Source organism: Acetobacter sp. JWB, from assembly GCF_003323795.1.
In the GTDB taxonomy this organism is placed as follows: domain Bacteria; phylum Pseudomonadota; class Alphaproteobacteria; order Acetobacterales; family Acetobacteraceae; genus Acetobacter; species Acetobacter oryzifermentans.
In genome coordinates this window covers 141,970-157,498 of sequence record NZ_CP030871.1, presented here as the reverse complement: position 1 = coordinate 157,498, position 15,529 = coordinate 141,970, and the positions used below count along the sequence as shown (strand labels likewise).

15 protein-coding genes are annotated in these 15,529 nt (G+C 49.6%); 7 read left to right on the top strand and 8 right to left on the bottom strand.

Going from position 1 to position 15,529, the window contains the following annotated elements:
- Positions 1-15: 15 nt before the first annotated feature.
- The 3 genes from DS739_RS00755 to DS739_RS00745 form a co-directional block, all read right to left on the bottom strand.
- A complete protein-coding gene (locus DS739_RS00755) occupies positions 16-1,050 on the bottom strand; it encodes a sulfate ABC transporter substrate-binding protein (protein WP_006116716.1) in 1,035 nt (344 codons plus the stop codon).
- Positions 1,051-1,076: 26 nt separating this feature from the next.
- Positions 1,077-2,744, bottom strand: coding sequence for an OprO/OprP family phosphate-selective porin (locus tag DS739_RS00750; protein ID WP_035353879.1), 1,668 nt, complete (start codon positions 2,742-2,744; stop codon positions 1,077-1,079).
- 217 nt (positions 2,745-2,961) lie between these two features.
- Positions 2,962-3,171 (bottom strand): hypothetical protein, encoded by a 210-nt coding sequence (locus DS739_RS00745; protein WP_006116714.1) that lies wholly within the window; start codon positions 3,169-3,171, stop codon positions 2,962-2,964.
- 550 nt (positions 3,172-3,721) lie between these two features.
- Here DS739_RS00745 and cysT point away from each other — a divergent pair.
- The 5 genes from cysT to DS739_RS00720 all read left to right on the top strand — a co-directional run bounded on the left by cysT (position 3,722) and on the right by DS739_RS00720 (position 8,815).
- Positions 3,722-4,561, top strand: a complete 840-nt coding sequence (gene cysT / locus DS739_RS00740; RefSeq protein WP_035353883.1) for a sulfate ABC transporter permease subunit CysT — start codon at positions 3,722-3,724, stop codon at positions 4,559-4,561.
- Positions 4,558-5,376 (top strand): sulfate ABC transporter permease subunit CysW, encoded by an 819-nt coding sequence (gene cysW, locus DS739_RS00735; protein ID WP_035353886.1) that lies wholly within the window; start codon positions 4,558-4,560, stop codon positions 5,374-5,376. The genes cysT and cysW overlap by 4 nt, the downstream gene beginning before the upstream one ends.
- Positions 5,373-6,410, top strand: a complete 1,038-nt coding sequence (locus DS739_RS00730; RefSeq protein ID WP_006116711.1) for a sulfate/molybdate ABC transporter ATP-binding protein — start codon at positions 5,373-5,375, stop codon at positions 6,408-6,410. The genes cysW and DS739_RS00730 overlap by 4 nt, the downstream gene beginning before the upstream one ends.
- A 170-nt stretch (positions 6,411-6,580) precedes the next feature.
- Positions 6,581-8,062: an amino acid permease gene (locus DS739_RS00725; protein ID WP_006116710.1), complete on the top strand. Its 1,482-nt coding sequence runs from the start codon at positions 6,581-6,583 to the stop codon at positions 8,060-8,062.
- A 147-nt stretch (positions 8,063-8,209) separates the two neighbouring features.
- Positions 8,210-8,815: a GcrA family cell cycle regulator gene (locus DS739_RS00720; RefSeq protein WP_006116709.1), complete on the top strand. Its 606-nt coding sequence runs from the start codon at positions 8,210-8,212 to the stop codon at positions 8,813-8,815.
- 85 nt (positions 8,816-8,900) lie between these two features.
- Here the strand turns inward: DS739_RS00720 and DS739_RS00715 are convergent, their stop codons facing one another.
- Entirely contained in the window at positions 8,901-9,644 is a 744-nt protein-coding gene (locus tag DS739_RS00715) for a polymer-forming cytoskeletal protein (protein WP_006116708.1), read from the bottom strand.
- Between the two features lie 157 nt (positions 9,645-9,801).
- Here DS739_RS00715 and DS739_RS00710 point away from each other — a divergent pair, with 157 nt between their 5' ends.
- Positions 9,802-10,800, top strand: coding sequence for an adenosine kinase (locus tag DS739_RS00710; RefSeq protein WP_006116707.1), 999 nt, complete (start codon positions 9,802-9,804; stop codon positions 10,798-10,800).
- A 31-nt stretch (positions 10,801-10,831) separates the two neighbouring features.
- On the opposite strand, the gene rnd is transcribed toward DS739_RS00710, so the two are convergent.
- Positions 10,832-12,040, bottom strand: coding sequence for a ribonuclease D (rnd, locus tag DS739_RS00705; RefSeq protein ID WP_035353888.1), 1,209 nt, complete (start codon positions 12,038-12,040; stop codon positions 10,832-10,834).
- A gap of 119 nt (positions 12,041-12,159) precedes the next feature.
- Between rnd and queF the strand changes: the two genes are divergently transcribed.
- Positions 12,160-12,630: a preQ(1) synthase gene (gene queF / locus DS739_RS00700; protein WP_035353890.1), complete on the top strand. Its 471-nt coding sequence runs from the start codon at positions 12,160-12,162 to the stop codon at positions 12,628-12,630.
- 58 nt (positions 12,631-12,688) lie between these two features.
- Here queF and atpC read toward each other — a convergent pair whose 3' ends face one another.
- Genes atpC through DS739_RS00685 form a run of 3 tightly spaced genes read right to left on the bottom strand, consistent with a single transcriptional unit; the run spans position 12,689 to position 15,521 of the window.
- On the bottom strand, positions 12,689-13,099 hold the full coding sequence (gene atpC / locus DS739_RS00695) for an ATP synthase F1 subunit epsilon (RefSeq protein ID WP_006116704.1): 411 nt from the start codon (positions 13,097-13,099) through the stop codon (positions 12,689-12,691).
- Between the two features lie 27 nt (positions 13,100-13,126).
- Positions 13,127-14,599 (bottom strand): F0F1 ATP synthase subunit beta, encoded by a 1,473-nt coding sequence (gene atpD / locus DS739_RS00690; RefSeq protein WP_006116703.1) that lies wholly within the window; start codon positions 14,597-14,599, stop codon positions 13,127-13,129.
- A gap of 31 nt (positions 14,600-14,630) precedes the next feature.
- Entirely contained in the window at positions 14,631-15,521 is an 891-nt protein-coding gene (locus DS739_RS00685) for a F0F1 ATP synthase subunit gamma (protein ID WP_006116702.1), read from the bottom strand.
- Positions 15,522-15,529 lie beyond the last annotated feature (8 nt).

Below are 15,529 nucleotides of genomic sequence, written 5' to 3'. Positions count from 1 at the left end.
TTTATAGATAGATATCTATCTATAAAGACTGTCAAAAATACCGCCGTTTGAGAAATGGTCTTTTTGTAGCTTTGTCCATCCCCCCAGACTGGCGACATCAAATGTTTCGACCTTTGGAAATACCTGCCCATAGTCCGCCAACACTGCCGGATCTACCGGACGAAAATAATGTTTGGCACCAATTTTTTGTCCTTCCGGACTAAACAAAAACTCCAAATATGCTTTGGCAACAGCTTCTGTACCATGTGCCTTCACATTTTTATCCACCAAAGAAACAGGAGGTTCTGCAAGAATAGTTTGTGAGGGTACGACAATATCAAACTGATCTGGCCCGATATCACGTGCTGCCATCAATGCTTCATCTTCCCACGCAAGCAAAACATCACCTAAATGGCGTTGTACGAAACTGTTTGTTGCGCCACGTGCTCCAGTATCCAAAACGGGAACATGCTTGAATAAGCTTTTGAGATAAGTTTTTGCTGCATCTTCTGAACCATTATTCTGATGCAACGCCCATCCCCACGCAGCCAGATAATTCCAACGTGCTCCCCCAGAAGTTTTAGGGTTGGGGGTAATAACCTGCACACCATCACGCACAAGATCTGGCCAATCCTTAATGTTTTTCGGATTTCCCTTGCGCACAAGAAAAACAATTGTGCTGGTATAAGGGGTAGAATTATGCGGCAAACGTGTTTGCCAATCTGTAGCAATCAGGCCTTTTTGTGCAAGCAAATCAATATCATAGGCTAAACCTAATGTGACCACATCTGCTGGCACACCTTCCAGAACAGAACGCGCCTGCGCGCCAGATCCCCCATGTGCTGTTTTTACAGTTACATTATCTTCTGGATGTGTCTGATGCCATGTATTTGCAAAAGCCTTGTCCACTTCAGCATATAATTCACGCGTTGGATCGTAGGATACATTCAGAAGGTTAAAAGAAGCAGCCTGCGCCTGTTTTACATGTACACCCAAGAAGGCACCACCCCCTAAAGCTGCAGCCCCAACAAGCAAGTGACGACGAGAAAAAGAAAAGGTTGTATTTTTCATGATTATGAGACCTTCAAACCAGTTTTTCAGAATGCCGCCTGCACGCGGCCAACAACTGCATTTCCATCGCGCCCAAACAGATTAACGCCACCAGATACGCCCTTGGAGCGTGATACAATAAAGTGTGCGTAATCCAACATCACCTTGATATGCCTATTAGGGTACCAGTTAAATCCACCCTGCCAGACTGTTTGCTGGTTTCCGTTAATACCTGCTCCACCTTGATTTTCCGTACCGTACAAGTCTGTTACACTCCAACGCCCGCTAACTTCCAGCGCGCCCCAGTGCCCGGTTGCCGGATCAAAGTCATACGTTACACCGGGTGTAGTAAATGCTGCCGTTTTCTCACTATAAGATCTTGGTGTTCCCAAAATTGTATAATTTGCCGCCACATACCAACCATCAAAACCCAAAGACGGTAAATGAACAGTTTGCGCCTGATGGTCACGCTGTACGCCAATATGATAATATTCACCTTTCAGCAAAAAGCGCTTCCAACGCAAAGCCAACTGTGGCCCAGCGGCCCAGATTTGCGCAACATCTGTAAGGGCTCCTGATGTTAGCAAACTGGTTTCCCCCAAAGGCACTTCCATGTTGTCTGACAATTTCAACTGGCGTCCACTGCTGTTTTCATTAACCTTGAATACAGAAGTTGCTCCAGCTCCCACATGCACATCTATATCCTTTGAGACATAAGGACGACCCGCTGCACGGATAACTGCGCCTGTCTGACTATCAACAATTGTGGTATCCTTGGAGCGATCCCCAAACTTCTGCCCCGTGAAATAGCCCGAAACAAGCCAGCGTTTTTCGTAATGCTCACCACCAACACTAAAGCGTGCCACACCACCAGCAAGGTTACGCACCAGATCCACAATAGTTGGGCGTTCCAAAAATTCGAAAGCGCCTGAACGCTCCGCACTTTCTTCTTCCATACGCGGCTGAAAATACCCAACTGTAAGCGTTGTGTTCCGCAATCCTGTGTAGTTTAGGTTTGCTTCAAACAAGCCCACTGTTCCATCAACACTGCTGGACCCAAAATCTGGCGTTACGTTCACAACCCAGTCTTTATACCGCCATGAAAGATAGAGCCGCAGACGACGCGCATTTTGTGTTAATGAATTGAAATTCCCTTTGGTTTCTCCATTTCGTGGAGACATTCCAAAAAACCCACCCACATCTTCCTGAGCTAACAAGCCAATGGAAAATGCGTAGGCTTTATCATCCGAAGCAATAGTTGGGCGTCCTTTTGGAAAACCAACTTGAATGCCACCAATATGAACCGTTTCTTCCTTTGCAGAAGCCGCCTTAAACTCTGCCCAAGAAGCAACTGGGCCTTCCGGCAAAGCAGGATGCGCTTCCGAACCTGTGCGGGGGCCATGATGCACAGGATGAGAAGGTTCTTCTGCAAATACTGGCTGGGGCTCTTCTGGCCCAGCCGCCACAAGATGTGGATGCGAAGCACCAGATGCCACCTTGGCGGCATTTCCCTTACCCTGCGCAACATGCTCATAGCGCGCAACACGCATTTGCAAGCGATGAATTTCACCCTGCATATCACGGCGCATCATGGCCATTTCACGCCGCAAGGCTGCAACTTCAGACTCCGATGTTTCTGCATGCAATACGCATGGAAAAAACAGACCAGATATGGCTGTTGTCAGCAAAAAACCAGAACGAACGGAACCAGTCATTAAGCGCCCCCAACAACCTTTTGGTTGTTTTTATCTCACACGGGAAATACTTGTTGCTTTACTTGAATAAAATTTTACGTATATTATTTCGAACCAAGAACTATTTAGCTTGCAGTATCCCTTCCTGTCAAAACATAAAACACTGTTTGGAAAGGTTTTTATTTCTGCATACACACAATAGATAGGCTTGGCTGTTGCAATACACGAAAACCTGTTTTTAGGCGCGCATTCCACCCCGCCCTTGGCCTACACGGCGAAACACACATGTAACAGACAATATTGGATTATCTGCCTGCGTAAATCTGCTGTTATGTAAAGATTTTACGCTTTCATGCGCCGCATAAAAACGACGCGTAGAACGGTCTGCTTCTAAAATAACAGTACCCAAAAAAGTACCGTTTACTTCGACAATCTGAGATTCCAGCATTTTAATGCCTCTGGATAAAGAAACACCCAGCCGGCAAACTGATTATCCGGCCAGATCAGAAAAAGAAAACAGGTGTATCTTCAGACACCTTGGCGGCACGACATCGAACCGCACAGCACATTCGTAAACAAACCGGATACATGCATATCACCCTTTGTGATTCTGCCGCGTTGTAGCTTGAAAAGACATTATGAGCAAATACACAACTACGCAATAATAAACCATGAAAAATGGTTATTTTTTTTAACAACAAAATTTTTTGCATGTTAATTTTTTCTTTTTAATCAATGCATTAATAAAATTTCTCCGCTTAGAAAAATTTTTAGCTCACTGAGCATTCCCCTAAAGAATCGCGGAAAACCCTTAGCACGTATATTTTTCGTATTTTGTTATTTCCTGCGATGGGATAGGTTTTAATAACATTCAGCGTAAGGAAAGGCTCTGAAGACCCAGCATGGTTTGACCCCTAGAGTATGCTGCATGGCATATTCCATTTTCAAAACAAATCATATGTATAACGCGCCTCCACGATGGATTTATCTGCTTGCCCATGTTTTTTCTGCGCCGCCATACTCTACCCGGCTTTCCGCTTACCTTTGGCATCACGCTTTTATGGGTAGGATTGCTTGTTATTCTGCCTTTGTTGGCCCTTATAGTACGCCCTTGGCAGGATGGTACAACGGCTATCTTGCAAACCCTGCATGATACCCGGGTATTTGCCGCCTTTCGTGTTAGCTTTGGTTGTGCGCTTTTTGCAGCTTTGCTTGATTTACCGTTAGGCATTCTGTTGGCGTGGACATTGGTGCGGCTTCGTCCGCCGGGTTATAAAATTATCAACGCCTGCATTGATCTGCCTTTTGCTATCCCCACAGCTGTAACTGGCATTACTCTTGCAACTTTGTACGGGCCTAATGGCTGGATGGGAAAGCTGCTAGCACATGCTGGTTTACAAGTGGCTTTTACACCAACTGGTATTGTTATTGCCCTGATGTTTGTGGGCCTACCATTTTTGGTACGCACCATTGAACCCGTATTACAAAATTTTCCATCAGAGATAGAAGAAGCAGCCTTCTTGCTTGGAGCAACGCCTTTTCAGAAATTTTATCGTGTTATTCTACCCGCCATTCTTCCGGCAACATTAAGCGGTTTTGGGTTGGCCTTTGCGCGCTGTATTGGTGAATATGGCTCCGTTATCTTTATTGCAGGCAATCAACCTTTCCGCAGTGAAATCGCCCCCCTGCTCATTGTAATGCGTCTACAGGAATTCGATTATTCTGGCGCAACAACTATTGCTGTTCTGCTTCTACTCACCGCTTTGGTTTGCTTGGGAGGTGTGAGTTTCTTACGCCTACGTGTTTCACGCGGACTTGTTATGGAAGAGGTAAAATGACAACCGCACGCTTTTCCATAAACCGCTTTATTCTTTGCGGGTGCAGTTACGCTGTTGTGCTGCTGATGCTTCTGCTGCCACTTGTGCTCATTTTTACAGAAGCACTCAGGCAAGGGGTTCATGCCGCCCTGTCTGCCTTGCTGGAACCGGATGCCCTCTCTGCTATTCGGTTAACCGCGTTTGTTACCGTAATTGTGACCGTAACAAACACACTTGGCGGCATTGCGGCAGCTTGGTGCCTGACAAAATATTCTTTTGTAGGCAAACGCTTTCTCATCATGTTGATAGAACTTCCGATCAGTGTATCCCCCGTCATTGCCGGTCTCATATGGCTATTGTTGTTTGGGCAGGAAGGTTGGTGGGGTAATTGGTTAGCTGCCCATAATATGCAAATTGCCTTTGCCGTGCCCGGCATCGTGCTGGCCACCCTGTTTGTAACGTTTCCTTACGTCACGCGTACTCTTATGCCCTATATGGAACAGCAAGGCCGCGATGCAGAAGAAGCCGCATTTTTGCTGGGTGCAAATTTCTGGCAAACCTTGTGGCAAGTCACCCTGCCAGATGCACGCTGGGCCCTGCTTTCTGGCATCCTGCTTACTACCGCCCGCGCCATTGGTGAATTTGGTGCTGTTTCCGTTGTTTCAGGCCATATCCCAGGTGTTACAGAAACCATGCCCTTACATATCGAAACACTTTACAATGGATATCAAACCGTAGCCGCCTTCAGCATGGCGGCACTTCTGGCCTTGTGTGCCATGAGCACAGTTTTGCTTCGCACAATATTTGAGCATTCTTTTAGGAAACAACCTTCATGAGCGTTAACCTGCACTCTTTTACTCAATATGCTCCTGGTTCCACCCGTAAGATTTTGGATAATATCAATCTGACAGTGGAAGACGGTGCCTTTATTGCATTGGTTGGCCCTTCTGGCGCAGGCAAAACATCTTTACTACGCGCTATTGGTGGCCTGTCTCCGGTATATGAAGGGCAGTTGCTGATTGATAACCTCCCCATTGGTCATTCTGATCTTCCAAAACGCAAAACTGGCTTTGTTTTCCAGAACTATGCGTTGTTCAGACATATGAGCGTGGCGCGCAATATTTCTTTTGGGCTTGATGTTCTGCCACGTAAGCAGCGCCCAGATCGCACAGCTATTGCGGCCCGCGTGCAAGACTTGCTTGAACTTATACAGCTTCCGCATTTGGCGGATGCCCGCCCAGATCAACTTTCTGGTGGACAACGGCAACGTGTTGCTCTGGCGCGCGCCCTTGCAACAGAACCCAAGCTGCTTTTGTTAGATGAACCCTTTGGAGCGTTAGACCCGATTGTACGCCGTACCATCCGCCGATGGTTACGAGAACTCCATGATAAGCTGGGGCTTACAACTATTCTGGTTACGCATGATCATGAAGAGGCCTTGGATATCGCTGATAGGCTTGTGGTTATGCAGGATGGTCGTATTGTGCAAGATGCTGACGCTGACACCCTGAATACCTCTCCGCAAACACCGTTTGTCATGCAGTTTCTGGGGGAAACACTCGAATTTGCAGGAGAAATACGAAAGGGAGAGTTTATCCCTGAAGATACGGATACTCTGCCATTTCCGGTAACTGCAAAAAACGGAAAAACAACCGCATTTATCCGCCCCTGCGATGTGCAGTTTATAAGCGGCCAAGGTGCTGCTCGCATCCTTTCTCGTAGCCGCAACCCCAATGGGCTGTATCATTATACCGTGCAGACCACCGAAAGAACACTTGATATTACAACACCAATGCCAACAGAAATTTCTGAAGGTGAACAGTTCGGGTTGGGCATTTCACACGGCAAAATCTTCTCAAACCTTCTGTAAGATCAAGCTCTACCCACAAGCTGGATTGACAGCACTTATTTTATATGTTGCGTTAAAATAACGGTTGATATGCAAGAACTTAGATAACCTTTTGCATTTCTGTATAAATTGATTCTGTATTTTCAATTTATTGTGAAAATACAGAATTTCTATCTGCATGGAATGTTTGTATGCCAGACAAAACATCTACTCCGCACGCAACACCATCACATACATCAGAAGGTTATCACCGCGCCCTTAACAAACGGCAAATCCAGATGATCTCCATTGGTGGCGCTATTGGTACTGGCCTGTTTTTAGGCGCGGGTGGGCGCTTGCAGGCTGTGGGGCCTTCACTAGCTCTTATTTATCTGGTGTGCGGGATTTTTTGTTTTCTGATGCTGCGCGCTTTGGGTGAGTTAGTTATGTATCGCCCCACCAGCGGCAGCTTTGTTTCCTATACTTTAGAATTCCTGGGCCCCAAGGCGTCTTACATTGCTGGCGCCATGTCTTTTTTCAACTGGGCCATGACAGGCATTGTCGATATCACCGCCGTAGCACTTTACATGCATTTCTGGGGAACTTTTGCGCACATGCCCCAATGGGTATTTGCCATGCTGGCGCTCTTGCTCATAACCGGCATGAACCTGATTGGCGTGAAATGGTTTGGGGAAATGGAGTTCTGGTTTTCCCTTATCAAAATTGTCGCTCTGGTTCTCTTTCTTGTGATCGGAAGTGCCATTTTGGGCCTACGTGTGCCAGTAGATCACCACACAACAGGCTTGAACCTGATTACACAGCATGGCGGCTGGTTTCCCCATGGTATTCTGCCTGCGTTAGCACTCACGCAAGGGGTGATTTTTGCCTATTCAGGCATAGAAATGATCGGCACTGCCGCTGGTGAATGCCAAGATGTACGCACCGTTCTACCCACCGCCATCAATAACGTAATGTGGCGCATTGCCATTTTTTATGTTGGCACTGTTACTCTGCTGGTTCTTCTGCTGCCTTGGTCTGCCTATCAGGCTGGCACCAGCCCATTTGTAACATTTTTCTCACATCTGGGTATATCGGGCGTGGATACCATTATGAATATTGTGGTGCTTACGGCAGCACTTTCCAGCTTGAACTCTGGCTTGTATTCCACGGGCCGCGTTTTACGCGCTCTGGCACTTAATGGCTCCGCCCCGCGTTATCTGACGCATATGAGCAAGCAATCCGTTCCTTCGGCCGCCATTTTGACAACCGTGGGCATTTACCTTGTTGGCGTTTTTCTGAACTATCTGCTGCCTTCGCAAATCTTTGAAATTGTTCTTAATCTGGCCTCTCTGGGTATTATCAGCACCTGGTGCTTTATCCTGCTTAGCCAGATCAAGCTGCGGCAAGCCATTAATGCTGGCCGTATTGCCCCCACCGGATTTGCCATGCCAGGCGCACCCTTTACATCTTGGGCAACTATTTTGTTTTTTTGCAGCATCATTGTGCTTATGGCGTTTGATTACCCAACAGGATCATTCTCTGTAGCCTGTATTCCTATCTTGGCCATCATCCTGTTTGTGGGCTGGAAAACTTTTAGCCATAAACCCATTTATCCTGTTCCACCCACACAATCTTCCATCACACTGACAGATGATTTACTGGGAACATCAGATACCCCAAGCAAGCCGGATTAACCCCCATACCCAACTTATTCTTGTGGTGTATCCTGTCTTGCAGGCTTTCTTCTTGAGATGAAACGGGCATCACCGTAATATATCCGCGACTGAAAGCGTGGTATTTTACCCGCGAACGATGCAATATTTATAGTAAGGTGGCCGTAAATGGAGTGGACCGAAGAAATTATCGCCCAGCTCAAGGCATTATGGGCGGAAGGTCTTTCAACGGCAGAAATTGGTAGGCGTCTTTCCATCACCAAAAATGCGGTTGTCGGAAAGGCGCATCGTTTGGGATTGCCACCACGGCCATCCCCCATTCGGCGCAATGCCAAACCCAAAACAGCAGAGAAAGCTGAAACCCCGGCAGCAGCCACTCCTGCTACGGCACAAACGGCAACGCCTGCCCAGCCTGTAAAACAGGCCGAAGCAGCCCCGGTAGGTGAAACAGAAAAACAGACAGCCACACCGCCTACGCCTGCCCGTTCAACTCCACCTGCTGCAACTGCCGCCCCTGTGGCAGAAGAAAAACCTGCAAAAAAGGAAAAGTCTGCGGCTTCCAGCAAAAGCAAGCCCAAGGCCCCTTTGCGCAGCATTTCTGATCCAGAACCCCAAAAGCGCCGCGGCCCATCTTGCTGCTGGCCGATCGGAGACCCCGGCACGCCGGGCTTCCATTTTTGTGGCGCCACCCCAATACCGGGCAAACCGTATTGTGAGGAACATGCGCAAATTGCCTATGTAAGGCTGCGTGACAGGCGCGATAACGTCGCCTAAACCTTGTTTTTCTAAAATAATAAACCCTATCCCCTGAAGGCCTTATACAACCGGCCTTCAGGGGCAAGTCAGGGGCGTTGTAATATCAGCCTTCGGCTGCTGCTGCGGGCTTTTCTGGAGCCGGCGTTGCAGAAGCTGGCTTGGAAGCGGAATCACCGCTCAGCATTTCCAGCTGACCAGTAATCTGGCCGCCATCTTCAACCTTCAGACGATGGCAGGCAGCCTTACCCAACAAACGGCCACTACCCTGCAATGTCAGGCTACCACGCGCCGTCAGCGTGCCATCAACGGTGCCTGCAATTTCTGCATTTTCCACTTCCACACCACCGCGGAACAGGCCACCGGGCTTAACCACCAGTTCCTTGGCTGTAATCATGCTGGATTCAACAGTGCCTTCAACCACAAGGCGTTCTGCATCCTGCACGGTTCCCTGCACGCTAATGCCACGCCCAACCACCAAGGTGCGCTGTTCCGGCTCATCCTTTTTAGGCTGCTGAGGTTGCTGCGGCATACCACGCGCTGCGGCCGCACCAGGAAATGGCGGCAAGCCCGCACCGGAAGGAAGAGGGGAACCGGAAGGAAGAGGCGCACGACCCATGGATGAGGTCTCCTTTACTGTATCAGGGCGGGGCGCAGGTTTTGCTGGCGTTCCCGCTGGATTAGAAGAAAAAATGGAACCAAACCCGCCAGCGGAACGCTGCGCGCCCGCCTGACTGGCGGAACCGGACTGCTCAGATGGCCGATTATCTTCGGGCTTACGTCTTTTAAACAAGAAAATCCCCCGCCTTGCTGGCTGTTCACTATTGGACGGGCCCCACTGCTCAGGCACCCGCCCGCATCAAACCGTCTCGCCATGTGCTCATTTTCTTATACAGCCAGGCGGTTCTGCGGCAAGCATTCCATACGCCCTAGTGTTGCCCTTTTTATGGCAGCACTGTAGCGAAACAGTTGGTATGTGAAATTTTTCAGGAAAATCTTCCGCTATCATGACTGTTTCAGATGTAAAATATGACATCCTCGGCATTGGTAATGCCATTACGGATATTCTTGCCCGCGTAGAACCCACTTTTCTACAAAAACAAGGCCTAACCCCTGGCAGCATGACGCTGATTGATGCAGACCGGGCCAATACATTGCAGGCTCTCCTTACTCCAGAGCAAATTATGGGTGGCGGTTCTGTGGCAAATAGCTGCGTTGTGGCAGCCCAATTTGGCGCGCGCGTTGCTTATCTGGGTAAAGTTGCGCGGGATGATGCCGGTAAGCAGTTTACCGAAGATATGCGTGGCAATGGCATTACCTTTCCATCTGCGCCGTTGAACACCCAGGTTTTTGATAACCTGCCAACAGCACGTTGCATTGTTATGGTTACGCCAGATGGGCAGCGCACAATGGCAACCTATCTGGGTGCATGCACCTGCTTTACGCCAGAAGATGTGCTGCCAGACATGATTGCAGATTCCAGCATTGTGTATCTGGAAGGGTATCTGTTTGACCCACCGCATGCGCAGGAAGCATTCCGCCGCGCCGCAGCTCTGGCGCACGCAGCCGGGCGCAAAGTGGCTCTTTCTCTTTCAGACCCGTTCTGCGTTGGCCGTCACCGTCAGGCTTTTCTGGATCTTGTGAAGGGCCATGTAGACATTCTTTTTGCAAATGAGGATGAAATCTGCGCTCTGTACGAAACAGAAAACTTTGACGTTGCCGCACGCCATACCGCGCAAGACACAACCTTTGCAGCACTCACACGTTCCGGCTTAGGAAGTGTTGTGCTGCACGATGGACAGATGACCAAAGTTGCCCCCGTGCCAACCCAGGTTGTGGATACAACAGGTGCTGGAGATGCCTACGCCGCTGGCTTTATGGCGGGTCTGACATCTGGCCGCACATTGCCTGAATGTGGCCGTCTGGCTTCCGTTGCTGCTTCTGAAATTATCTCACACTACGGCGCGCGCCCACTTTCTAACCTGTGGGAAGAAATGGGCTTCTAAGCCTAACAGCTTTGTGCCTTCTGCTTTTATTTTAAGCGGAAGGCACATCCATATTCTGCGGAATAGCCACAACGCGGCCAGACTTTACGCATAAGGCTATTTTCCCTTCGCACAAAGCCTGCGCTGTTTCACCAAACACCTTGCGCCGCCACCCGGCCAACACGGCATGAGGCTGAGAAGGATCTAACGCCAAGGCGTCCAGATCATCAGCAGAGGCCACCAAACGCGGGGCGACATCGTGCTTTTCACAGCAAGATGTTAAAAGCACCTTCAACAATGCCACCAACGATGCAGAAGGCCGTGGCGTATCTTTGCTTTTGCCACGCGGAGAACGCGGCAGCTCCGAGTCTGGCAAAGCCTGTGCCTGCTTGATAGCTTGCAACAAGGCGTGCCCTGTACGCCCTTCTGCCAACCCGCGAGAAACACCTCGAACACGGGTTAAAGCTTCGGGAGTTGAAGGAGTCGTTGCAGCAATTTCCAGCAGACTCTCATCTTTCACAAGCCGTTGGCGCGGAACATTTACCCGTTGCGCTTCCCGCTCACGCAAAGCTGCAATGGCACGCAAAACAGCAAGCATACGCCGGTTATTGGTGCGGGCGCGTAAACGCTCCCACTGTTTTTCAGGATCGGGACGAAATGTGGCTGGATCTTCCAGCTCGGCCATTTCTGCCGCAACCCAATCCAAACGCTGTTCCTGCTCCAGTTTTTTAACAAGCCGTTCATAAACCAAGCGCAGCCACGTTACATCGCCTGCAGCATATGTAAGCTGAGCAGGAGACAGGGGGCGTACAGACCAATCTGTAAAACGGTGGCTTTTATCAATCATATGCCCAGTAAGAGAGCCAACCAGACTGTCATACCCAACCTGATCTCCAAACCCGGCCACCATTGCCGCCACTTGCGTATCAAAAAGCGGAGTCGGTAAGGCATCAAACAGATGCAGAAAAATTTCCAGATCCTGCCGGGCAGCATGAAACACCTTGAGCACCGCTGTATCTGCAAAAAGATTTTTCAGCGGGGTAAGGTCAATACCTTCAGCCAGCGCATCTATCAACACGATATCATGAGTTGCGCCAATCTGAACCAGGCAGAGTTCCGGCCAGTATGTCTGCTCCCGCATAAACTCCGTATCAACCGTTACGAAGCTTTCATTATGGAAAGGTGCAAGAGCCGCCTCTAACTCCTGAGTAGAGGAAATAAGACGCGCGGGAGGAAATGCAGGTGTTGCTGATCTGGCCATGTTTTTCTTCATACATCCAGACCGTTAGAAAAAGAAGTGACCAAACGTTACACGTGAAACTTGACGAAAGAGCCGACTCACGGAACATCTGCAAAAAACCACATGTGCAGGAGCACAAAATGAACCCACCAGACGATGGCCGCAACCAGCTAACCCAACTTGGCAAACAAGTTGCTGCCCCACAAAGTCCAGAAGAAGCCATTCTGGAACGTGTGCCAGCTCCTTATCCAGACAAACACTATCTGGTGCGATTCACTGCACCAGAATTCACTTCGCTTTGCCCCATTACCGGCCAGCCTGATTTTGCACACATTGTGATTGATTATGTGCCGGATCAATGGATTGTAGAAAGCAAATCACTCAAACTGTACCTGACCAGCTTTCGTAACCATGGTGCTTTCCATGAAGCCTGCTCAATCCAGATTGCGAATACCCTTGTTGAAAGGTTAGCACCACGCTGGCTGAGAATAGGTGCCTACTGGTACCCTCGCGGCGGTATTCCCATTGATGTATTCTGGCAAACGGGTGAACCACCCGCTGGTGTATGGGTACCTGCACAAGATGTACCTACTTATCGAGGCCGCGGCTAAAAGGCATAAAAAAAAGCCACCATATAGGTGGCTTTTTTTTATGATACTTGCACCAACCTCAGTTAGCTGGAGAGCCGGCTTCGATTTCAGCACGTACAGCCTGAATCTGATCCTGCAGAACGCTAAGGCGGGTTGTATCCGTCTTATCTGCCTGATCCCAAGCTTCAGACAATGCTTCTAGCTGAGCTGTTGCATTATCGATAGAAATTTCGCTTACCGGCACAGCCTTATCAGCCAGTACGGTACAACGTGTTGGGGTAATGTCTGCAAAGCCACCGCCAACAAAGTAGCGATCCTTCACTGTATCCCCGTCATACAGGGCAACAATACCACCACGCAGAAGAAGCATCATGGGTGCCCGTTCTGGCATGGCGGCAATATCACCTTCCATGCCAGGCAGGACAGCCATATCTACTTCACGCGACACCAGAACCTTTTCAGGACTGATTATCTCAATCTGGATCGGCATGAATGCGCTCCTTCCCGAAGCCGGCTGTTAGGCCGACTCCCTCAGTTTTTCGGCCTTGGCAATAACATCTTCAATAGAACCCACCATGTAGAAAGCGGCTTCTGGCAGATCGTCATATTCGCCAGCACAGATGGCTTTAAAGGAACGTACGGTATCAGCCACGGAAACCAGCTTACCCGGCGCACCCGTAAACACTTCTGCCACATGGAACGGCTGAGACAGGAAGCGCTGAATACGACGGGCACGTGCCACAATCAGTTTATCGTCTTCAGACAGTTCATCCATACCCAGAATGGCGATGATGTCCTGCAGAGATTTGTAGGTCTGCAGAATACGCTGCACTTCACAGGCCACATCATAATGTTCCTGACCAACAATCTGCGGATCCAGAGCACGTGATGTAGAATCCAGCGGGTCCACTGCTGGGTAAATACCCATTTCTGCAATTGAACGGTTAAGAACCGTGGTTGCGTCCAAGTGGGCAAAGGTCGCGGCCGGAGCAGGGTCAGTCAAGTCATCCGCTGGCACGTACACGGCCTGCACAGATGTAATAGAGCCCTTTTTAGTGGACGTAATACGTTCCTGCAGGGCGCCCATTTCTGTAGCCAGCGTAGGCTGATAACCCACAGCAGAAGGAATACGGCCCAGCAGAGCGGACACTTCCGAACCAGCCTGTGTGAAGCGGAAGATGTTATCAACGAAGAACAGAACGTCCTGATTTTCTTCGTCACGGAAGTATTCAGCCAGTGTCAGACCGGTAAGAGCAACACGGGCACGGGCACCCGGCGGTTCGTTCATCTGCCCGAATACAAGCGCCACTTTGGAGCCTTCGGTAGAACCGTTTTCACCCAGCTTGATAACGCCAGCATCCTGCATTTCGTAATACAGGTCGTTCCCTTCACGGGTACGTTCACCAACACCAGCAAATACGGACACACCACCGTGCGCCTTTGCAATGTTATTGATCAGTTCCTGAATAATCACGGTTTTGCCCACACCGGCACCACCGAACAGGCCAATCTTACCACCTTTAAGGTAAGGGCAGAGCAGATCAACAACCTTAATACCGGTCATCAGAATTTCTGATGCGGCAGCCTGATCTTCGAAAGAAGGTGCCTGACGGTGAATAGGCGCACGACGAGAGGTCGGGATAGGACCTTTTTCGTCAATCGGCTCACCAATAACGTTTAGGATACGGCCGAGTGTTTCTGGGCCAACTGGCACAGTAATCTGTGCGCCTGTATCAGCCACTTCTGCACCACGGACCAAACCGTCTGTGCTGTCCATGGCAATGCAGCGCACTTCGTGCTCACCAATTTCCTGAGCAACTTCCAGCACCAGTGTCTGATCACCCAGCTTGACGTGCAAGGCATTCAGAATTTTAGGCAGTTCACCTTCGAACTGTACGTCAACAACCGGGCCCTTAATCTCGGTAATGCGGCCAACTGCATTGGTCTTCGTGGCCGCAGGGGCCTGGGTCTGGGTTGTGGTATCCGACATGGGTCAGCTCCTGCGGGGCAAACGAGCGGGCTCAGACAGCCTGTGCGCCCGAAATGATTTCGATCAATTCGTTAGTAATATTTGTCTGGCGGGTTCTGTTATAAACCTTGCTCAGACTATCAATGGAACGGCCAGCATTACGCGTAGCGTTATCCATTGCCGTCATACGGGCACCGTTCTCGCCCGCTGCGGTTTCAAGCAGCGAAGCATAAATTTGAACCTGCAGATTACGCGGCAGCAGCATTTCCAGCAGCGTTGCTTCATCTGGTTCAAATTCATACAGAGCCACATCATTAGATGCCGCAGCAGGTTTTTCTTCTGCCTCATCCATAACCATGGGCACCAGCTGCTGACATGTCGGCACCTGTGTCATCGCGTTTTTAAACTTGTTGAACACTAGGGTACAAACATCAATTTCTCCTGCTTCCAGCAGGGTGTTGATTTTTTCACCCAGATTGCTAGCAGCAGAAAAAGGTACTTCCTTACCGCTGACACCGATAACCTTATCAATGATAAGATCAGCATAATCACGCGAGAAGAAGTTAAATGCACGACGGCCAACAGGAAGCAGTTTAACCGTTTTACCTTCAGACTGAAGGCGACGGATTGTCTGTACTGTTAAGCGATGTACATTGGAATTAAAACCGCCACAAAGCCCACGATCACTGGTCAGAGGCACTAACAAATGCACCTTATCCTGACCTGTGCCTGCCAAAAGACGTGGACCACCGTCCTCACCTTTTGTAGCGGCAGCAAGCTCACCTAGCATACGGCGCATGGCCGCTGCGTAGGGAGCTGCGGCTTCCGCACTGGCCTGAGCCCGCCGCAGCTTAGCAGCCGCCACCATTTTCATGGCGCTCGTGATCTTCCGTGTCGATTTGATACTTCCGATACGCGCGCGGAGTTCCTTCAGGGAAGCCATTGGACGAT